Below are 20,102 nucleotides of genomic sequence, written 5' to 3' on the forward strand. Positions count from 1 at the left end.
AGATGAGTGCTATTAGTGAAAAAGATAACCTTAGTGAAATAATAACCGTAAACATGGGTCCCCAGCACCCAAGTACCCATGGGGTTTTAAGACTTGTAGTGGATCTTGATGGTGAAACTATTGTTGGTGTTCGTCCTGATATAGGATTCTTACACAGAGGTGTTGAGAAATTAGCAGAGCACAGGACGTACCATCAGTTTATACCATTGACAGATAGATTGGATTATCTTTCCCCTTTATCAAATAACCTTGCATACTGCTTAGCCGTTGAAAAGTTTTTCAATGTGAAAATACCAGAAAGGGCTGAGTATTTAAGGGTGATATTTGCGGAGCTTGCAAGGATAGCAAGCCACCTTGTTTGGGTTGCTACGCATGCATTGGATATCGGTGCGATGACAGTATTCCTCTATGCATTCAGGGAAAGGGAGCTTATCCTTGATATGTTTGAGATAGCTACAGGTCAGAGGATGACAAGCTCCTGGATAAGAGTGGGTGGTATAAGAGAGGATGTCCCTGCTCTTTTCTTCGAAAAGTTGAGGGAGTTTGTTTCTATCTTTGATGAAAGGGTTGATACCTATGAAAAGCTTCTTACTAAAAACAGGATCTGGCTTAAGAGAACTGTAGGTGTAGGTGTTCTTTCTAAAGAAGATGCTATTGACTATGGTGTTAGTGGCCCTATTATGAGGGGTTCTGGTGTAGATTTTGACTTAAGAAGGGATGAACCATATGGAATATATGATAGATTTAAATTTGAAGTGGCTGTTCAGGATGGTTGTGATATCTACGCAAGATATCTTGTAAGAATCAAGGAAATGAGAGAGGCAAATAAGATATTACAGCAGGCACTTGATCAGATTCCTGAAGGCCCAGTAATGACAGATGATCCAAGGATACAGATTCCACCACATGAAGAAGTATATGAAAAGATGGAAGCATTGATACGCAGGTTCTATATAATAACAAAAGGTTTTGCAGCTCCAAAAGGGGAGGCTTATGCCTGTGTTGAGGCTCCTAAGGGTGAACTTGGATTTTACATAGTAAGTGATGGTGACACAAAACCTTACAGACTCAAGATAAGAGCTCCTTCTTTTGTCAATCTGGGTGCACTTGAGAAAATGGCTAAGGGTTATATGGTTGCTGACCTCGTTGGTATTATTGGTAGCATTGATATAGTCCTGGGCGAAATAGACAGATAAGAGGGGCGAGATATGGAAGCTGAAGTAAAAGAGCAAGAGCGTTTAGATTTAAGTAAAATAGATGAGATTTGTGAAAAGTATAAGGGGAAAAAAGGTGCCACAATTCCTGTTCTGCAGCAGGTGCAGGAGCATTACGGATACCTGTCTAGAGAGATGATTGAAAGGATAGGTGAAAATCTAAATATGTCACCTCATACACTTTATGGTGTGCTTACCTTTTATGCTCAGTTTTATACTACTCCAAGGGGTAAGTATGTAATTAGAGTTTGTAGAGGTACGGCTTGTCACGTAAAGGGTTCCGGAAGGATATCTGAGGTTGTTTTTGAAGAGTTTGGTATCAGAAATGGTGAAACTACACCAGATATTAAATTTACATTAGAAGAGGTATCCTGTATTGGAGCATGTGGTATGGCACCAGTTATTATGATCAATGACAAAACTTATGGGAACTTAACCCCTGAGCAGGCAAGATCTATTTTTAAAGAATATGCTCAAAAACAGGAATAGGGGAGATAACTTATGAGTACTCAAAATGATATTATAGAAGTTCATGTATGTATGGGTACCGCCGGTGTTGCATCCGGTGGGCATGAGGTAATGGAAGCCTTCGAACAGGAATTTAAAAAAGAAGGGGTTCCGGCTGTTTTAAAAGAAAGAAATTGTAAAGTAAAAGCCACCGGCTGCCGTGGATTGTGTGCAAGGGACGTTCTTGTGGATATTCATTTACCTGGGATGGAGCCTATTACTTATGAGCATGTTACTCCGGAGATGGTTCCTGCAATTGTTCAGCAGCATATAGGTAATGGTGAGGTGGTTGAAAAATGGGCAGCTAAAAAAGACTACTACGATTTTTACAAGCTTCAAAAAAGGTATGTATTGAAAGATTGTGGTAAGGTGGATCCGGAAGACATAGATGACTATATAGCCCATGGTGGATATGAAGCGATCAAGAAGGTATTAAAAGAGATGACCCCTGAGCAGGTTATCGAAGAGGTTAAAAAATCAGGGCTTAGGGGTAGAGGGGGCGGCGGCTTCCCCACAGGAGTAAAGTGGGGGTTCTGTAGAGCTTCAAAGGGTGATCTCAAGTATCTTATTTGTAATGCAGATGAGGGAGACCCAGGGGCTTTCATGGATAGAAGTATTATTGAAGGGAACCCACACGTCGTAATCGAAGGGATGTTAATAGCGGCATATGCAATTGGTTGTCGTGAGGGGTATATATACTGTAGGGCGGAGTATCCTCTTGCCATCAAAAGGGTTAAAAAGGCATTAAAAATTGCAGAAGAGAGGGGATTCTTAGGTAAAAATATATTAGGTACAGATTTTGAATTTCACCTCCATTTGAAAGAGGGTGCAGGTGCATTTGTATGTGGTGAGGAAACTGCACTTATAGCTTCAATTGAAGGTGAAAGAGGTATGCCAAGATCCCGCCCACCATTCCCTGCTGTTAGAGGATTGTGGGGTAAACCAACAAATGTGAATAACGTTGAAACGTTTGCTAACCTTCCACTGATTATACTAGACGGTGCAGACTTTTATGCTTCAATGGGTACAGAAAAATCCAAGGGGACAAAGATATTTGCTCTTAGTGGTAAGGTAAAGTCAACTGGTCTGGTGGAAGTTCCTATGGGGATTACAGTTAGACAGCTGATTTTTGATGTTGGTGGAGGGATCCCAAAAAAGAGAAAATTCAAAGCTGTACAGCTGGGTGGGCCATCAGGGGGATGTTTGCCTGAGTCTCTGCTGGATACACCGATAGATTACGATTCATTAATTGCTGCTGGTGCCATGATGGGTTCTGGTGGTGTTGTTGTCATGGATGAAACCAACTGTATGGTAAACGTTGCGCAGTTTTTCCTGACATTCACACAGAGGGAATCATGCGGAAAATGTATACCATGTAGAATCGGAACAAAAACTATGCTTGATATTCTAAACAGGATAACCTCTGGTCAAGGTAGAGAAGGGGATATAGAAAAACTTCTTGATCTTGCCCAGGATATTAAAACTGCTTCATTGTGTGGACTTGGACAAACAGCTCCAAACCCTGTAATTACTACTATAAAATATTTTAGAAATGAGTATGAGGCCCATATAAAAAATAAAAAATGTCCAGCCCGTGAGTGCTCTGCACTTATTGAGTTTGTTGTGGCTGAAGATAGATGTAAGAAGTGTGGTATATGTTTTAAAGTTTGTCCGGTTGGTGCAATTACCTGGGAAAAAGGTAAAGTAGCATATATCGATAAATCTAAGTGCGTTAAATGTAGGGAGTGTATTGTAAACTGCCCATTTAACGCTATAGATTAACGAAGGGGAAGTCTATGGTTACAGTGAAGATAGATGGCATTGAAGTTCAAGTAGAACCGAATGTAACAATTCTTGAAGCAGCAGAAAAGGCTGGAGTGCATATTCCAGTACTATGTCATGACAAGATATTAAAGCCCTTTGGTGCTTGTAGGGTTTGTCTAGTGGAGGTTAAAAACAATCCTAAACTCATGACAGCCTGTACAACACCAGTTGCTGATGGGATGGAGATAACCACCACAAACGAAAAGTTAGCTAAAATAAGAAAAACGTTGATAGAGCTTTTGCTCATAAATCACCCCCTCGATTGTCCGGTATGTGATAAAGGTGGTGAGTGTACATTACAGGATCTTACCTACGAGTTTGGTGTAAGTCAGGTGAGATTTGATCCGAAACCTAATGATACTCCAGTGGATCACACAAACCCATTCATTGAAAGGGATATAGATAGATGTGTATTGTGTGGTAGATGTGTAAGGATATGTGATGAAGTTGTAAATATTCAGGCGATAAGCTTCCAGAATCGTGGTACAGATACAGTAATTGGAACTGCCTTTAATCAGCCGTGGAATTGTGAGTTCTGTGGGCAGTGTATGAGTGTATGTCCTGTGGGTTCTTTGAACAACAGAGTATACCTTTTCAAAAATAGACCATGGAACTTAGAAAAGACTGAGACTGTGTGTGGTTTCTGTTCATGTGGCTGCTCCATCATAGTTGATCACGAAGATAATGAGGTGTTTAGAATTAAAGAAGACTATGATTTGGGTGTAAACAAAGGATTATTGTGTGTAAAAGGTAGATTTGGATTTGAAGCTTTTAACAGCGTCAAAAGAGAGAAAAAAGCTAAAATCAGAGTTGCCGATGGGTTCAAAGATATCTCAAATGAAGAGGCTTATAAGTATGCTTCTGATAAGCTAACAGAAATAAAGAACAAGTATGGTAAAGATGCCATTGCTTTTATAGTATCCCCAAGAATTACCAATGAAGAGGCGTTTCTATTACAGAAATTTGCTAGAGAGGTGATAGGTACAAATAATATATTCTCCTCTGAAACTGCCGATTGCTTACCTGAAGGAACTTATGCGGATGTGGAAGCAGCTGATGATATTACCGTATTAAACATAGATCTAACGGAGTCTAACCCAATACTCGGGTTATTTGTGAGGATGACTGCCAGAAAGAATGAAGGTGGCTTAAGAGTATTTTATCCGAAGTATACAGCTCTTAAAAGGGTTGCATCTGAATTCTATACAGGAAAACCTTCAGAGCTTGTTTCTTTAATGGAAACATTTGTAAAAGCTGTTGAAGGGGAAAGCAACGTATGTTCTGAGGCTGCAGCTAAGATCAAAAATGCAGCAAAACCAGTATTGGTATACAACCCATACAGTTTAAATGATGTTACGCTTGCTAAGAGAATGAAAAATGCATTGCCTAATTTAAAGCTAATCCCTTGTAAACTCAAAAACAATTCACAGGGTATAGTGGATATGGGTTGTGCAGCGGGAGTATTGCCAGGTCTTAAGAATACAGAGGCTGTTTCATTAGAGGAACTGGTTGCTAAAGATAAAGTAAAAGGCTTTATGATAATTGGTGAAAATATCGCTGTAAATCCAAAGTATTATAAGTTGTTAGGTTCGATATCAAAATCAGAATTTGTAATGGTTACTGATCCATACTTTACTGAGACGGCTAAAATTGCAAGTCTTTATATCCCTGTGGCATCATTTGTTGAGAAAAATGGAAGTTTTACAAACTTAGAAGGGAGAGTCCAGAGAGTTAAAAAAGCTGTGGATAAACAGGTAGTATCAGATGCTACAGTGATAAAAGAGATCTCTACCAGAATGGGTTCAAATCTTCCGGATGATGTGGATGTAATAGAATCAATGATAAAGAAGGAAGTAGAGCTCTACAAAGAAGTGGATTTTGATGGTGGGTTAGTGAAGTATCCTTATACTATTAAAGAATCTATAGATAGTAGAGCTACATTTGTAGGTAATGGTAAATATGAGCTTTTCCAAGGTAGCCTTAGATTCCACTCCGGAACTTACACATCATGGTCACCTGATCTTACGAAGGTGTATAATGATACATGCATAGAGATCAGTCAGGAAGATGCAAAAGAGCTTAATGTCAGAGAAAATGATATGATAGCTGTTGAAGTGGATGGAGTGTTGAGTAAGTTTAAAGTGGAAGTGGATCAATATATGCCAAAGGGTGTTGTGGCTCTTCCGGCCAACTATAAGGGTGCAGAAGCTATTTTATCTAAAGGTGAATATTTGAAAGTCAACTTAGTAAGGCATGAGTGATAGCGAATTAAAGAAAGGGATACAATTATATTTACAGGGCGATGCTGAGATGGCTATAGAGTTACTTGATACATATATAAAGAATAATGATGATGTGAATGGTCAGGCTCATTACTATAAGGGCCTGGCCTATTACGATATCGGCGAATTTGCAGAAGCCATCGAAAGCCTCCAGAAAGCCATTAGCTTAAATCCCTTCTATTCTCAATATCACTATAGATTAGGTATAGCATATTCGAGAATGTTTCAACATTATGAAGCTATTAAATCGCTTGAAGAAGCTATAAGATTAAATAGAAGAAACAACAGGGCCAGGTTTTTACTTGGTACAGTTTTTTTTGAAATTGGTGAAATGGATAGGGCGATTGAAATATTTAAAAGCATTATATCAGTAAATCCATTACATTCGACCGCAAAGTATTATTACGCCCTATGTTGTTACTACCTCGGAAAAGGTGATGAAGCAATTGAGATCTTGAAGAACCTGATTAATATCAATCCACAATTTATAGATGCCTATGTGAAGCTGGTTGATATATTGATAAAAGATCGTAAAGTTGAGGAAGCCAGAAAAGTGGTATTATCTGGTATTGAAAATGGGATTAAAAGCCTTGAATACCTCAAACGATATTCCGAATACTTAATAAATTGTAAAAGTAAGAAAGATGAAGAAGAATTTATAGAAGAACTTAAGAAAAGATTGGATGACAAAGAGTTTTTAAATAAGATCATTGAAGTTTTAAATGATACAAAAAAAATTAAAGAAGAGGTTGGTTATGCTAGTTGAACTAATTTTTGTGGTTATCAAGATTCTTGTTGTAATCACGGTTCTGCTGTTGGGCGTAGCGTATATGACCTGGCTTGAAAGAAAAGTCATAGGCCATATGCAGGTGAGGCTTGGACCAACACACGTTGGCTGGAAGGGCTTACTACAACCAATTGCAGACGGGCTTAAGCTGGTTGCAAAAGAGGATATAGTTCCCTCGATGGTAGACAAACCAGTCTACATCATTGCACCATTGCTCAGCTTAATTCCTGCTCTCAGTGCTTTTGCGGTAATCCCATTTACAAATGCTACTATTAATCTGTTTGGTAAAGAATACCATCTTTTCATAACAGACATTAATGTGGGATTACTTTACATTCTGGCACTGTCATCAGTTGGTACATATGGTATCATTATGTCTGGCTGGGCATCAAATTCTAAATACGCACTTCTTGGTTCTCTGAGGTCTTCAGCACAGGTTATCAGCTATGAGACAGCGATGGGACTCTCTCTTGTGGGACCTATTCTATTAGCTGGTACACTTAGTTTAAAGGGTATTACAGCGGCACAAGCTAATGGGGTGTGGTTTATAATTCCTCAATTTGTGGCATTTGTAATATACCTTATTTCTGCAGTTGCTGAGACAAACAGAGCACCATTTGACTTACCAGAAGCTGAAACTGAGCTTGTTGCTGGTTTCCACGTGGAGTACTCAAGTATGAAATTTGCCATGTTCTTTTTGGCGGAATATGCAAATATGTATGTAGTTTCATCCATAGCAACAATCGTCTTTTTAGGTGGTTGGAATGGGCCATTTGGACCTAGCTTTGTGTGGTTTGCAGCTAAGATATTGTTCTTGATGTTCTTTTATCTTTGGCTGAGAGCTACCCTTCCAAGACTTCGTTTTGATCAGCTTATGACACTGGGTTGGAAGATATTAATACCTATAGCGCTTGTTAATGTAGTTGTTACATCAATAGTGCTGTATGCCATAAGTTAGGGGTGCAAATATGAGAAATATAATAGATACATTATTTTTTACTGAGATACTTCAAGGTTTGGGGATCACTCTCAAACATATGTTTAAAAAACCGGTTACATTGAAGTACCCATTTGAAAAGCCGATTATATTCGATAGGTTTAGAGGTATTCATTATATAAAGACAGATGAGAAAGGTAATCCTAAATGTGTTGGTTGTTATCTCTGTCAAAAGGTATGCCCATCTGAATGTATTCATATTGAAACAGATGCAGGCCCTAATGGTGAAAGGCTTATTAGAAAATTCGAAATTGAACTGGATCGTTGTATATACTGTGGTTTTTGCGAAGAGGCATGTCCAAAAGATGCTATCCATATGGGGAGAAGATATGACACAGTTGCTCCCACAAGGGATAAGTATCTTGTAAACATGGGATATTTAGTAAAAAATTATAACAAAGGAGAGTAATATGGAGCAGCTGGGTTTTTATATATTAGCTTTTGTGGCGATTATCTCATCCCTTTTTATGATTACAAGGGAAAACCCTGTACATTCTGCACTCTGGATGCTGCTCACATTTTTTTCTGTTGCAGGGATATTTGTTCAGTTAAACGCTGAATTTATTGCAGCTATACAGGTTCTTGTATATGCCGGTGCAATTCTTGTTCTGTATCTGTTTGTGGTGATGTTGCTTAATCCAAAAAGCAAAGGGTTTATAAAGATACCATTCAGATATGCTTTAGGTATTGTGGCTTCATTCGTTGTGCTTATACAGATACTCATTACCCTTCAGAGCGCAAATGTTATAGGTAAAAGTGGACAATATACGGCTGAAATTTATGAGAAGTATGGTAATGTTAAGATATTTGGATATGAGCTGTTTAATAATTACTTAGTGCCTTTTGAGGTTGTTTCTGTCATGCTATTGGTGGCAATGATAGGGGCGATTGTGCTTGCTAAGAAGGATTAGGAGGAAATATGACTCTACAACACTATTTAGCACTAAGTGCAATAATTTTTACAATAGGTATGACCGGGGTTTTGGTAAGAAGGAATCTAATCGTTATGTTTATGTCTGTGGAGCTTATGCTTAATGCTGTTAACATAAATCTTGCGGCTTTTTCTAAGTTTTTAAATGCCCTCGGCGGACAGGTTTTTATAGTATTCGTGATGGCTGTGGCGGCAGCTGAGGCAGCAGTTGGTTTGGCATTAATTATAACACTATTTAAAAACAAACCAACAGTTAATGCTGACGAACTAAATACGATGAATGGTTAAGGAGTTGCCAATGATAGAGTTAGGAATACTTTTAGCCCCATTGGTGGCATTGCTAATAAACGGGATCTTTGGCAGACTTTATATAAAGGATAAAGCACACTATATTGCTGTTCCTGCTGTGCTTGTTTCCCTTGCAATTTCACTTATTACCTTTTTTAAGGTTATGGGTGGTTATAGGGTAGATACAGTAGTTTATCAGTGGGTACTTGCAGACAATATTATAATCCCATTTGGTATTCTGATAGATCCACTTACTGCAATTATGTTGGTGGTGGTAACATTTGTTAGCTCAATGGTTCACATCTACTCAATTGGTTATATGCACCATGATAAAGGTTACTGGAGATTTTTTACATATCTTTCTATATTTACCCTTTCAATGTTGGTGCTCGTAATGGGAAATAACTTCCTTATGCTTTTTGTTGGCTGGGAGCTTGTGGGGCTTTCATCATACTTACTCATCGGTTTCTGGTTTCACAAAAAGAGTGCAGCTGATGCAAACAAAAAGGCATTTGTTGTTAACAGAGTAGGGGACTTTGGATTTTATATCGGAATTTTACTCGTAATTGTTACATTTAAGAGCTTAAATTATTCTGATGCTTTTAATCATGAAGCAATCAATGCAATAAAAGGTGCAGGGTTCAATCTATTCGGAATAGATTTTAGTTTGATAGACCTGATGACATTCGGATTATTCTGCGGTGCTATAGGTAAATCTGCACAATTTCCACTTCATGTGTGGTTACCAGATGCAATGGAAGGTCCTACACCGGTTTCAGCCCTTATCCACGCTGCCACAATGGTTACAGCTGGGGTATATATGGTGGCAAGATGCAATCCATTGTTTTCACAGGCTCATGTCACAAGTGAGATAGTTGTTTACGTGGGTGCTGTCACAGCACTTTTAGGAGCCACAATAGGTCTTACTCAGTTTGACTTCAAAAGGGTTCTTGCGTATTCAACGGTGAGTCAGCTGGGATACATGATCATGGCAACAGGTACAGGTGCATATGTGGCTGGTATTTTCCATTTATTCACTCACGCATTTTTTAAAGCATTACTCTTCTTGTGCTCAGGTAGTGTTATGCACGCAATGCAAGACAATCTTGACATCAGGGTAATGGGTGGATTGATAAAAAAGATGCCAATTACTGGATGGACATTCCTTATCGGTTGTATAGCTATTGCGGGTATACCACCTCTTGCAGGTTTCTGGAGCAAAGATGAGATTTTAGCGATGGCTTTTGCCACAGACCATAAATTAGCATGGTTAATAGGTACAGTTGTTGCTTTCATGACTGCATTTTATATGTTTAGACTATGGTGGCTTGTATTTATGGGGGAACCAAGAGATCATCACCTCTACGATCATGCCCATGAGTCACCATGGCAGATGACTTTACCGCTTGTGCTTCTTGCCATAATGTCAGTTGTGGTTGGTATGTTATTTGGTTATCCACTTGAAAATGGATATATACATCAATTCCTTGGACCAGTTCTTACGCCTCATGGTGGACACGGACATGAAATGGCACACAGCACAGCAACTATGTTGATGATTTTATCAATAGTTGTGGCTGCTGGTGGGATTTTGTTGTCATACATCTATTATATGAAGTCCCCATCACTTCCGGAAAAGACAGTAAAAGTATTCAGACCTATCCACAAACTTTTCTACAACAAGTGGTATTTTGATGAGATATATGATGCTCTTATAGTACAGCCATGTGTGACTATTTCAAGATTCCTCTGGAGAGGGTTTGATGCAAACTTTATAGATTTTATCGTAAATGCCTTTGGCAAGGTTGCCAATTTCTTTGGAAGTATCTTGAGGATTATTCAATCTGGAAGGATACAGACATACATATTCACAATGGTTGTCGGCGTTGTGATTTTAGTAGCCATTTTTTATGTAGGTTAGGAGGCTGACAATGATGGAAAATATACTTTCGATTCTGATTTTCTTCCCGGTTGTTGCAGCCGTATTTGTGATGCTATTCAGTAAAAGCGGCAAGTTTGCTATGTGGAGTGCATTCATAGCAAGCGTTATAGAATTTATATTGACAATTCCTTTGATGACAAACTTTGATAAAGGCACATCAGGGATGCAGTTTGTAGAAAGATACTACTGGATAAGATCATTAAACATAGATTATTATCTTGGTGTTGATGGTATTTCCATATTAATGGTATTTTTAACTACGTTTCTTTCTGCCATATCAATACTTGGTTCTTTTACCTACATTCAAAAGAGACAGAAAGAATTTTATGTGTCTATGCTTGTGTTGGAAGCGGCAATGGTTGGCGTCTTCTGTGCGCTGGACTTCTTCTTATTCTATATCTTCTGGGAGGCGATGCTGATTCCTATGTATCTGATAATAGGTGTATGGGGTGGGCAGAGAAGAATTTATGCAGCTGTTAAGTTCTTCCTTTATACTCTTGCTGGATCAGTGTTTATGATGCTTGCCATCATCGCCCTTTACTTTAAGTATGGAAGCATGACAGGAGAATATACCTTTGACATCTTAAAAATATCTGCAATGGGTGCTCAGTTTCCACTTGGATTCCAGATCATCGTATTTCTGGCATTCTTCTTTGGGTTTGCCATCAAAGTACCTATGTTTCCGTTCCATACATGGTTGCCTGATGCCCACGTTGAAGCTCCAACTGCAGGTTCTGTGATCCTTGCAGGTGTACTTTTGAAGATGGGTACATATGGATTTTTGAGATTCTGTTTACCAATTACACCAATTGCATCCATAAAGTTTGTTCCACTGGTAGCCATTTTATCTGTTATTGCAATAATATATGGTGGACTTGTGGCTATGGTTCAGGAGGATGTGAAAAAACTTGTGGCTTACTCATCAGTTAGCCATATGGGGTTTGTAACACTTGGTATATACGCATTTAATCAGTCTGGAATAGAGGGTGGAATCTTGCAGATGTTTAACCATGGTATTATCACAGGTGCCCTTTTCTTGCTGATTGGTTTAATATATGAAAGAACACATACAAGGCTTATTGCGGACTATGGTGGAATAGCTGCCAAAGTTCCGGTTTATGCAACAGTATTTTTAATATTTACAATGGCTTCAGTTGCATTACCAAGTATGGGTGGCTTCATAGGTGAGTTTCTGGTACTGGTGGGGGCATTTAAAGCGTTCCCTACCTATGCAGGGGTTGCGGCACTTGGTGTAATAGTGTCTGCTGTTTATATGCTCTGGATGTATCAGAGGGTATTCTTCCAATCTGTTAATCCAAATTTACATCATCTTGATGATATGACCGTTAGGGAAGTGTTTTATATGATCCCTCTTATAATAGTGGTATTTTGGACTGGAATGTATCCGGAAACCTTTACATCTTATATGCATGAGTCTGTGAAAGCGCTTGTTGAACAGCTCAATGCCGTAAGTGTAGCGATGAAGTAAGGAGGGCTGAAGATGATTAGTAATTTAGTGTCTATTATGCCAGAATTGTTGATGACAATTTTTGGCCTTATACTGATTGCTATTGATGTAATGACAAGAAAAAATAGTAAATCAGGTGTGGGTTACTTTGGGATATTTTTTATAATAATTGCCGTCCTTGCTTCAATACCTGTGGGCGGATTTAAAATATTTGGCTTTGGTCAGACCCTGGTCTGGGATATGTACTCCTTCGCATTCTTTTGTGTATTTGCGATTGCATACATCCTTACTACTATTGGATCAGTGGACTACTTGAGGGAAAGAGATATTCTGAAAGGTGAATTTTATATAATAACCTTCTTTAGCATTGTGGGTATGATGTTCATGGTTAGTGCCACAGACCTTGCGGTACTTTATGCAGGTATGGAAACCATGGCTATTTCAATGTATATTCTTGCTGGGTTTGATAAGAAAAACCTTAAATCAAACGAGGCAGGGTTAAAATACTTTATAATTGGTGCTTTTTCATCAGCTATTTTCCTTTTCGGATTATCATACATTTATGGATATACTGGGACTACAAAGTATGCTGAAATAGCACATATGATTAGTGCAAACGGACTTAACAATTTTAATATCAAGCTTGGAATGGTGATGATGCTGGCGGGTCTTGCTTTTAAAATTTCCGCAGTTCCATTTCATATGTGGGCACCGGACGTTTACAACGGCGCACCTACACCAGCCACAGGATTTATGACTGTAGCACCAAAAGCTGCGGCTATGGGTGCAATTGTAAGATTCGTATGGATAGCTCTGGAACCAGCTGCTGCCCAGTGGCAACTATTTTTCTCAATCCTTGCAGTGCTTACGATGACTTATGGTAATCTTGTGGCTTTAGCTCAAAACAATGTAAAGAGGATGCTTGCCTATTCGGCAATCTCCCATGCTGGTTATATGCTCATAGGTGTAGTATCTATGAATGAGCTTGGATATCAGGCGATTGCGTTTTATACAATGGTTTATGCTTTTATGAACATAGGAGCCTTTACAATACTTTCACTTATGAAAAATAAAGGGATAATTGAAGATGAGAGACTTGAAAGCTTCGCTGGATTGGGGAAGAAGTATCCAATCATCTCACTGGCAATGCTAATTTTCATGTTTTCTCTTGCAGGTATTCCACCCCTTGCAGGGTTTATGGGTAAATTTTATATATTTACTTCAGCTATAAAAAGTGGTGTGATATGGCTTGCCATCGTTGGTGTAATTAATAGTGTAATTGCTTGCTACTATTACATGAGAGTTACAATATTCATGTACTTTAAAGAGCCTGAATATGAAGTGACAGTGGATATGAAAGCTGCAAGTTTCATCGCCTCTTTGATAGCAGTTGTATTTGTACTTGTAATAGGTGTATTTCCATCATTCTTAATGAATATTGTTAAATATATGATAGTATAGGTGATGCCATGGAAATAACTATAAGAGAAGCTTTGGAGGATGCTAAAGAAAAAGAGATTTTGGCTTATGAGTTCTACCAGAAGCTTCTAACATATGTAAAAGATTTAGGTGCAAAAGCTATTATAAGAGAGCTGGCTGAGGAAGAAGTCAAACATAGGGATCTAATTGATAAGATTATAGCAACCGGTGATTTAAATATTGCTGGACTAGACACAAAGTGTTACTATACAGATTTGGGAATCACCGATATGGTGTTGCCAAAAGTGATAAAAGAAGATATGAGTGTGCAGGATATCTTGAGGATTGCCATAAAGCATGAAGATAACTCGAGAATCTTCTATGAAAAGCTGGCGGATAAATACAAAGGCCAGGAAGTGGAGGAGCTTTTCAGACGTTTGGCGGTGGAAGAGGCTTGCCATAGAAATAATATCCAGAAGATTTACGACGATATCATCTTAACAGAAAATTAGAAATATACTTAATGTTTAAAAAGGGGGCATTTGCCCCCTTTTTTTTTATTAATTTTTGGTGTATACAAGTAAAAAAAGAATTGGGAGTATCTGAAATGGAGATAAGCAAAGAGATATATGAATACAAAAAAGAGATCGCTGATGCAACTAATTTAGAACAACTATACCAGGTGTGGGTTAAATACCTTGGGAAAAAAGGTTTGATTTCTCTGTTGAATAAGGAATTGAAGAATGTCCCTGAGGATAAGAGATCAGAGTTTGGACGAATTATTGTGGGTTTGAGGGATAATTTTGAAGAACTCTACAAAGAAAGGGAAGATGAGCTTAAAAAAGCTGAGATTAATGCAAAGATAGAAAAAGAAAGAATCGATGTTACCCTTCCGTCATTTCCGTTAAACTATGGAGGATTGCATCCTATTACACAGGTATATTTTGAGATTGTGGAGATTTTTAAATCTATGGGGTATGAATTGGCCACCGGTCCAGAGATTGAGCTTGATTTTTACAACTTTGAAGCACTCAATATCCCAAAAGAGCATCCGGCAAGGGATATGCAGGATACATTTTACATAGATGATGAAGTGTTACTCAGAACACACACATCTCCTGTACAGATTAGAACTATGGAGATGAAAGAACCCCCAATAAAAATTATTGCACCAGGTAAGGTTTATAGATGTGACAGTGATGTGACTCATACACCGATGTTTCATCAGGTGGAAGGGCTGCTTATTGATACGGATACCACATTTGGGGATCTAAAAGGAGCTTTGACCACATTTATTCATAGACTGTTTGGAAAAGATATCCCGGTAAGATTTAGACCTAGCTTTTTCCCATTCACTGAGCCGTCTGCAGAAGTGGATATGGGATGTGTAATTTGTGGAGGGAAAGGGTGTAGAGTTTGCAAGGGTACAGGCTGGTTGGAAATTCTTGGATCTGGGATGGTTCATCCAAAGGTTTTGGAATCTGTTGGCTATGACTCTGAGAAATACAGAGGATTTGCCTTTGGGATGGGAATTGAGAGGATTACAATGCTGAAATTTGGGATAGATGATTTAAGATTGTTTTTTGATAATAATATAAAGTTTTTGAGACAATTTTAAGGGAGTTGATATGAGAGTTAGTCTAAATTGGGTGAAAGATTTTGTAGATATATCAGGAATTTCGGTAGAAGAGATCGCTGAAAAGCTTACGATGAGTGGGCTGGAGGTGGAAGGTATTGAAAGAAAAGAAAGAGCAGAAGGAGTTGTGACTGCGAAGGTTGTTTCAAAAGAGAAACACCCAAACGCAGATAAGTTATCCGTTTGTATGGTGGATGATGGCAGATCGTTATATCAGGTGGTATGTGGTGCAAAGAATGTAGATGCTGGACAAACTATCCCGTTTGCCAGAGTGGGTGCTAAATTGCCAGGTGGTGTGGTTATAAAGGATGCCAAATTAAGGGGTGTGGAATCAAAAGGGATGATATGCTCTGCAGCTGAGTTAGGGCTTGAAGAGGAAAGTGATGGGATAATGATTTTATCTGCTGATACGCAGATAGGTATAGATATCAATGAAATTATCAAGACGGATGATGTAATTTTGGAGCTAAACGTAACTCCCAATAGGGCTGATTGTTTGAGTATCTTAGGGGTGGCAAGAGAGATATCAATTCTGTTTGACAGGGATCTTAAAATTGGTGAAGTGAAGGTTGATGATGCATCGGAAGAAGCTTGTAATTATAGATATGTGAAAGTGCTTAATGAAACAAATTGTCCAATCTATCTTGGAAGAATTATTAAAGGGATTAATATAGGGGAATCTCCCTTATGGATACAAAATAGACTCAGGTCAGCAGGTATGAGACCGATCAATAACATTGTGGATATTACAAATTACGTTATGCTGGAATATGGTCAGCCGCTTCACGCATTCGATTTAAGGATGGTGGAAGGTGGCATCATCGTAAGGGATGCTGCAGAAGGGGAAAAGATAGTCACTCTTGACGGAAAAGAAAGGGCGCTTTCTAAAGATATGCTTGTGATTGCTGATGAAAAAAAAGTGCTGGCGGTGGCTGGTATAATGGGTGGGGAGTATAGCGGTATTCAGACAGATACATCGGATGTTTTTCTGGAGTGTGCTTATTTCAAACCTGAATCGATCCGAATGACTGCCAGAAGATTGGGGATGAAAACCGATTCATCCTATAGGTATGAAAGGGGGATCGACAGGGTTCAAACTTTGAAGATGGTGGATTATGCCGCAGGACTGATTAAAAAGTATGCGGGTGGGATGATATTAAAAGGGGTATTGAAAAACGATTATAAGGAGTTTGTGCCCAAGAGGTTTAAATTTAACGCTAAAAAAGTGGCAGAATATATTGGAGTGGAGATTTCTGAAGGGGATGTATTAAAGATACTTAAAAAAGTGGGGATTAGTATTGAAGGGAATGATACAGCCGTTTCACCATCTTACAGACAGGATATAGAAAGGTGGCAGGATCTCTCGGAAGAGGTGGCGAGAATTTACGGATATGATAAGATACCGGTGACTGTTCCAAAAATTTATGCTAAATCTGATGAAGAGTCTCTTTTGCAAAAGTTGATAAGAGAGATAAAATATATGCTTGCGGATCTCGGGTACAATGAAGTGATCAACTATTCTTTTATGAGTGGTGAGTATCTGAAAAGATTTGCAGATGAAACTGAGTTTGTAAAGGTCAAAAATCCTATTTCAGCTGATATGGATACGATGAGAACGTTGGTCTTCCCCGGGATACTAAAGAATATTACGTTAAACTATAAAAATGGGATAAGAAAACTAAAGCTGTTTGAGGTTGCAAATGTACATATGGTGAATAAAAAAGATAAGCTTCCGATAGAGATTACAAAATTGTCCTTTGTAGTAATGGGAGATTTCTTCAGAAATAGCTGGATTGGTAGATTGGAGGATGATCTTTTTTATTACATAAAATCCACATGTCAGGGGATTTTTGATAGGTATAAATTAAATGCAGATTACCGTGCGGGGGCTGAGAGATTTTTGCATCCAGGTAAAAATGCGGATATTTTTATTAATGGTGAGAAAATAGGTTTTATCGGTGAAGTACATCCTGAAATGTATCAGTTTCTGGATCTGGAGGAGCCGATTTATATATGCGAAATAGATCTTCAAGCTTTAAAGGATAAGGTAGGAGAAGCTAAAAAGATCTATAAAAAATTATCACAGTATCCATTCGTATATAAAGACATTGCTTTGATAGTTGGCAAAGATCTGCCATCTTCAAAAATATATGAGTATATTCTGAATTTTTCAGAGCTAATTAAAGATGTGGAGATATTTGATAGATATTCGGGGGATAAAATAGGGGAAGGGTATGTGAGCCTGGCATTCAGAATCTATTTTAATCACCTAGAAAAAACGCTCACCGATGAGGAGACAAATGAGATTGTGCAAAAGATCATCATAGGAGTTGAAAAGGAGTTTGGGGCTAAACTGAGGTGATGAATTGCAATATTATATCGGTTCGGCTGCATAGATATTGACATAAAGTAAAATATATATTAGATTATAAATATGGAAGAGTTGTTGGAAAAATTAAGTAAAAAGATAGATACACTCCTCGAAGAGAGGGAGTTGCTGAAAAAGAAGTTGCAAGATCTCGAGAGAGAAAAAGATGAAATATTACAGGAGAATTATAAAATAAAGAGTGAGCAAGCAAGGGTAGCAGAGAGGATTGAAAAGCTTCTGGAAAGGTTTTAGAGGTGATTCTTGGCAACAAGTGAAGTATTTGTATATGGAAATAAATATAAAGTTTCCTGCGAAAATGCAGGGTTGATAAAAAATGCTGCTTCCTATGTAGAAGATACTATGAAGCAGATAGAAAAAAATGGACATATATTGACTACATCTACTTTGGCAATTATGGCTGCTATAAAGATAGCAGCAGAGTATTACGAGATAAAAGGTAGATTGGAAGGTTGCGAATCTAAGTTGCAGGAGATTATAAATAAGCTTGAATAAAGCCCTGCGGGATTCGTGATTGTAGGGAAAGTTTGGAGCCAACACCTCTAAAATAGGGATGATACGCACCGTGGTGTGCAGGCCTGCCTTGTAGCAGGAAGCCTAAAGCGGTGGATATTCCCAAAGTACCTGGTTAGCCAGGGCTTTAAACCGACTCTGCACACGGTCTTGCGGGGTTTTTTATGTTGAGACTGGTTGATAAGTTAGCACCACAGAAGATAGATGAGATAGTAGGTCAGGACAGTTTGATTAAAAGTCCTAAATATCAATTTGTGTTAAGAGGCAATTTTGACATACTGATTCTGTCTGGACCTACAGGGACTGGAAAAAGCACCTTTGCCAGATTGCTTGGGGATGAGCTTTGTCTACCATTTTACCGTTTACATGCATCCTCATCCGGTAGCCAGGAGATCAAAAAGATAGTAGATACGGCCAAAAAGACTGGTAAATGTTCGATTATTTTTATTGATGAGATCCACAGGTTTACTAAAGTACAGCAGGATCTTCTCCTGGATGTCGTTGATGAAAAGTATGCTAAGATAATTGGTGCATCAACAGAAAACCCCTATTTCTCTCTTACACCAGCGTTGAGATCCAGATCCTATTTTATGAAGTTTCAACCCTTATCCCATGATGCGCTTAATGCTATTGCCCAAAAAGCTCTTGATCATGTAGTAAAAGAGAAAAGTGGAGTAGAGATAGTCAATCGGGATAAGTTGATTGAAAAGGGTATTAAGATAGCAAATGGAGATGCGAGGAAACTACTTAACTTTCTGGAAGTAGCCACATCTGGGGAAACCGAAAATGGAATCCTGAATCCAATTTTAGATGCAGAGGATAGTATTGCAGGTGGTATATATAGCGAAGATGATCATTACGACCTATTATCTGCTCTGATTAAAAGTATAAGAGGGAGTGATCCTGATGCTGCTCTTGTGTGGTGTTTTAAACTTTTAAAGTCAGGTGTTGACCCTTCTGTCGTATTCAGGAGGCTTGCCATAAGCTGCTCTGAGGATATTGGCAATGCATATCCGGATGCTATTGTGTTCTTGAAGAGTGTATGGGATCTTTTTGAAAGGGTTGGTATGCCGGAAGGGGAGATTTTGATATCCCATGCGGTGACTTTTCTTGCGTCCTGCCCTAAGAGTAATAGGAGCTATGAGGCTGGTAAAAGGGTGAAAGATTTTCTTAATAAGAATGAGGTATATGTCCCGGAGAATATCAAACATAATCCTAAGGGGTACAAATACCCTTTTGATTGTGGAAATTTTGTCAAACAGAGATATTTTCACGAAAATCTGGTTTTTTATAATCCTTCCGATTTTGGATTTGAAAAAAAGATAAAAGATCGCCTTTGGGAACTTTGGGGAAGTATGAAGGTTTATGAGAAGTAAAGAGTTTCTTAGAAGGGAAATGCTAAATTTAAGAAATGGTTTATCGTTGGCGGATGCGGATGAAAAAAGTAGAATCATTGGGGAGATTTTTTTGAATCTATTTGGTCAGAAAGAGAGCTTTTTGCTTTATAGCAGTGTAAACAATGAGGTGAGAACTAAATTTATAATTGACACTCTGTATAAAAATGGGAAGTTGGTATATCTTCCCAAATATTCTAAGGGAGGATTTATCTCTGCATTGTATAATGGCGAGACGAGTATGGTTAAGGGGAAGTTTGGTGTAATGGAGCCAGACTCTATGGATAGTAGGGATAAATTTGATGTCATTGCTATACCTGGGGTGGTTTTTGGACTCGATTTCAACAGGATAGGTATGGGGAAAGGGTATTATGACACAATGCTTAAAAAAGTAAAAGGTCTGAAAGTGGGTTTGTCCTACCAGTTTCAGATAGTTGATGGGATCGATACCGACCCATGGGATGAAAAGATGGACATGATAATAACAGAAGAAAATATTTACAGGAGGTAGATA

General features: G+C 38.4%; 19 protein-coding genes and 1 other RNA gene. All 20 read left to right on the top strand.

Annotated features, from left to right (window positions below; genetic code table 11):
• The first annotated feature begins 2 nt into the window (after positions 1 to 2).
• Positions 3 to 1,196 carry an NADH dehydrogenase (quinone) subunit D gene (gene nuoD / locus ACP5Q2_RS00795; protein WP_013450444.1) on the top strand — a complete coding sequence of 398 codons (1,194 nt, stop codon included), beginning with the start codon at positions 3 to 5 and terminating at the stop codon, positions 1,194 to 1,196.
• A gap of 12 nt (positions 1,197 to 1,208) precedes the next feature.
• Positions 1,209 to 1,703, top strand: a complete 495-nt coding sequence (nuoE, locus tag ACP5Q2_RS00800; protein WP_428096193.1) for an NADH-quinone oxidoreductase subunit NuoE — start codon at positions 1,209 to 1,211, stop codon at positions 1,701 to 1,703.
• Between the two features lie 12 nt (positions 1,704 to 1,715).
• On the top strand, positions 1,716 to 3,503 hold the full coding sequence (gene nuoF, locus ACP5Q2_RS00805; RefSeq protein ID WP_428096195.1) for an NADH-quinone oxidoreductase subunit NuoF: 1,788 nt from the start codon (positions 1,716 to 1,718) through the stop codon (positions 3,501 to 3,503).
• A 14-nt stretch (positions 3,504 to 3,517) separates the two neighbouring features.
• Positions 3,518 to 5,806 carry a molybdopterin-dependent oxidoreductase gene (locus tag ACP5Q2_RS00810; protein WP_428096197.1) on the top strand — a complete coding sequence of 763 codons (2,289 nt, stop codon included), beginning with the start codon at positions 3,518 to 3,520 and terminating at the stop codon, positions 5,804 to 5,806.
• Positions 5,799 to 6,593 (top strand): tetratricopeptide repeat protein, encoded by a 795-nt coding sequence (locus ACP5Q2_RS00815; RefSeq protein WP_428096198.1) that lies wholly within the window; start codon positions 5,799 to 5,801, stop codon positions 6,591 to 6,593. The genes ACP5Q2_RS00810 and ACP5Q2_RS00815 overlap by 8 nt, the downstream gene beginning before the upstream one ends.
• Positions 6,583 to 7,572, top strand: coding sequence for an NADH-quinone oxidoreductase subunit NuoH (gene nuoH / locus ACP5Q2_RS00820; RefSeq protein ID WP_428096200.1), 990 nt, complete (start codon positions 6,583 to 6,585; stop codon positions 7,570 to 7,572). Before ACP5Q2_RS00815 ends, nuoH begins: the two co-directional genes overlap by 11 nt.
• Positions 7,573 to 7,582: 10 nt before the next feature.
• The gene (locus ACP5Q2_RS00825; protein ID WP_013450450.1) at positions 7,583 to 8,020 is read left to right on the top strand and encodes a NuoI/complex I 23 kDa subunit family protein; all 438 of its coding nucleotides are present in this window, start codon (positions 7,583 to 7,585) and stop codon (positions 8,018 to 8,020) included.
• 1 nt (position 8,021) lies between these two features.
• Positions 8,022 to 8,522 (top strand): NADH-quinone oxidoreductase subunit J, encoded by a 501-nt coding sequence (locus tag ACP5Q2_RS00830; RefSeq protein WP_424604673.1) that lies wholly within the window; start codon positions 8,022 to 8,024, stop codon positions 8,520 to 8,522.
• An 8-nt stretch (positions 8,523 to 8,530) separates the two neighbouring features.
• Positions 8,531 to 8,830: an NADH-quinone oxidoreductase subunit NuoK gene (gene nuoK / locus ACP5Q2_RS00835; protein ID WP_013450452.1), complete on the top strand. Its 300-nt coding sequence runs from the start codon at positions 8,531 to 8,533 to the stop codon at positions 8,828 to 8,830.
• A 10-nt stretch (positions 8,831 to 8,840) separates the two neighbouring features.
• Positions 8,841 to 10,751: an NADH-quinone oxidoreductase subunit L gene (gene nuoL, locus ACP5Q2_RS00840; protein WP_428096203.1), complete on the top strand. Its 1,911-nt coding sequence runs from the start codon at positions 8,841 to 8,843 to the stop codon at positions 10,749 to 10,751.
• Positions 10,752 to 10,761: 10 nt separating this feature from the next.
• The gene (locus ACP5Q2_RS00845; RefSeq protein WP_428096204.1) at positions 10,762 to 12,261 is read left to right on the top strand and encodes an NADH-quinone oxidoreductase subunit M; all 1,500 of its coding nucleotides are present in this window, start codon (positions 10,762 to 10,764) and stop codon (positions 12,259 to 12,261) included.
• Between the two features lie 12 nt (positions 12,262 to 12,273).
• Entirely contained in the window at positions 12,274 to 13,701 is a 1,428-nt protein-coding gene (locus ACP5Q2_RS00850; RefSeq protein ID WP_428096206.1) for an NADH-quinone oxidoreductase subunit N, read from the top strand.
• Between the two features lie 8 nt (positions 13,702 to 13,709).
• A complete protein-coding gene (locus tag ACP5Q2_RS00855; RefSeq protein WP_424604677.1) occupies positions 13,710 to 14,171 on the top strand; it encodes a ferritin family protein in 462 nt (153 codons plus the stop codon).
• A 95-nt stretch (positions 14,172 to 14,266) separates the two neighbouring features.
• Positions 14,267 to 15,277, top strand: a complete 1,011-nt coding sequence (gene pheS / locus ACP5Q2_RS00860; RefSeq protein WP_428096209.1) for a phenylalanine--tRNA ligase subunit alpha — start codon at positions 14,267 to 14,269, stop codon at positions 15,275 to 15,277.
• A gap of 10 nt (positions 15,278 to 15,287) precedes the next feature.
• Positions 15,288 to 17,657 (top strand): phenylalanine--tRNA ligase subunit beta, encoded by a 2,370-nt coding sequence (gene pheT, locus ACP5Q2_RS00865; protein ID WP_428096212.1) that lies wholly within the window; start codon positions 15,288 to 15,290, stop codon positions 17,655 to 17,657.
• Positions 17,658 to 17,729: 72 nt separating this feature from the next.
• A complete protein-coding gene (locus tag ACP5Q2_RS00870) occupies positions 17,730 to 17,915 on the top strand; it encodes a hypothetical protein (protein ID WP_424604680.1) in 186 nt (61 codons plus the stop codon).
• Positions 17,916 to 17,924: 9 nt separating this feature from the next.
• On the top strand, positions 17,925 to 18,176 hold the full coding sequence (locus ACP5Q2_RS00875) for a cell division protein ZapA (protein ID WP_424604681.1): 252 nt from the start codon (positions 17,925 to 17,927) through the stop codon (positions 18,174 to 18,176).
• Positions 18,175 to 18,357, top strand: a non-coding RNA gene (gene ssrS, locus ACP5Q2_RS00880) — 6S RNA. The genes ACP5Q2_RS00875 and ssrS overlap by 2 nt, the downstream gene beginning before the upstream one ends.
• Position 18,358: 1 nt before the next feature.
• A complete protein-coding gene (locus ACP5Q2_RS00885) occupies positions 18,359 to 19,570 on the top strand; it encodes an AAA family ATPase (RefSeq protein ID WP_424604682.1) in 1,212 nt (403 codons plus the stop codon).
• Complete coding sequence (locus tag ACP5Q2_RS00890; RefSeq protein ID WP_428096217.1) at positions 19,560 to 20,099, top strand: 5-formyltetrahydrofolate cyclo-ligase; 540 nt, start codon at positions 19,560 to 19,562, stop codon at positions 20,097 to 20,099. The genes ACP5Q2_RS00885 and ACP5Q2_RS00890 overlap by 11 nt, the downstream gene beginning before the upstream one ends.
• The last annotated feature ends 3 nt before the right edge of the window (positions 20,100 to 20,102 follow it).

Source organism: Calditerrivibrio sp., from assembly GCF_049968475.1.
In the GTDB taxonomy this organism is placed as follows: Bacteria; Chrysiogenota; Deferribacteres; order Deferribacterales; family Calditerrivibrionaceae; genus Calditerrivibrio; species Calditerrivibrio nitroreducens_A.

Bases quoted from the DNA above. Each gene is read 5' to 3' on its own strand.
- nuoD (WP_013450444.1), top strand. From the start codon at position 3: ATGAGTGCTATTAGTGAAAAAGATAACCTTAGTGAAATAATAACCGTA.
- nuoE (WP_428096193.1), top strand. From the start codon at position 1,209: ATGGAAGCTGAAGTAAAAGAGCAAGAGCGTTTAGATTTAAGTAAAATA.
- nuoF (WP_428096195.1), top strand. From the start codon at position 1,716: ATGAGTACTCAAAATGATATTATAGAAGTTCATGTATGTATGGGTACC.
- ACP5Q2_RS00810 (WP_428096197.1), top strand. From the start codon at position 3,518: ATGGTTACAGTGAAGATAGATGGCATTGAAGTTCAAGTAGAACCGAAT.
- ACP5Q2_RS00815 (WP_428096198.1), top strand. From the start codon at position 5,799: ATGAGTGATAGCGAATTAAAGAAAGGGATACAATTATATTTACAGGGC.
- nuoH (WP_428096200.1), top strand. From the start codon at position 6,583: ATGCTAGTTGAACTAATTTTTGTGGTTATCAAGATTCTTGTTGTAATC.
- ACP5Q2_RS00825 (WP_013450450.1), top strand. From the start codon at position 7,583: ATGAGAAATATAATAGATACATTATTTTTTACTGAGATACTTCAAGGT.
- ACP5Q2_RS00830 (WP_424604673.1), top strand. From the start codon at position 8,022: ATGGAGCAGCTGGGTTTTTATATATTAGCTTTTGTGGCGATTATCTCA.
- nuoK (WP_013450452.1), top strand. From the start codon at position 8,531: ATGACTCTACAACACTATTTAGCACTAAGTGCAATAATTTTTACAATA.
- nuoL (WP_428096203.1), top strand. From the start codon at position 8,841: ATGATAGAGTTAGGAATACTTTTAGCCCCATTGGTGGCATTGCTAATA.
- ACP5Q2_RS00845 (WP_428096204.1), top strand. From the start codon at position 10,762: ATGATGGAAAATATACTTTCGATTCTGATTTTCTTCCCGGTTGTTGCA.
- ACP5Q2_RS00850 (WP_428096206.1), top strand. From the start codon at position 12,274: ATGATTAGTAATTTAGTGTCTATTATGCCAGAATTGTTGATGACAATT.
- ACP5Q2_RS00855 (WP_424604677.1), top strand. From the start codon at position 13,710: ATGGAAATAACTATAAGAGAAGCTTTGGAGGATGCTAAAGAAAAAGAG.
- pheS (WP_428096209.1), top strand. From the start codon at position 14,267: ATGGAGATAAGCAAAGAGATATATGAATACAAAAAAGAGATCGCTGAT.
- pheT (WP_428096212.1), top strand. From the start codon at position 15,288: ATGAGAGTTAGTCTAAATTGGGTGAAAGATTTTGTAGATATATCAGGA.
- ACP5Q2_RS00870 (WP_424604680.1), top strand. From the start codon at position 17,730: ATGGAAGAGTTGTTGGAAAAATTAAGTAAAAAGATAGATACACTCCTC.
- ACP5Q2_RS00885 (WP_424604682.1), top strand. From the start codon at position 18,359: ATGTTGAGACTGGTTGATAAGTTAGCACCACAGAAGATAGATGAGATA.
- ACP5Q2_RS00890 (WP_428096217.1), top strand. From the start codon at position 19,560: ATGAGAAGTAAAGAGTTTCTTAGAAGGGAAATGCTAAATTTAAGAAAT.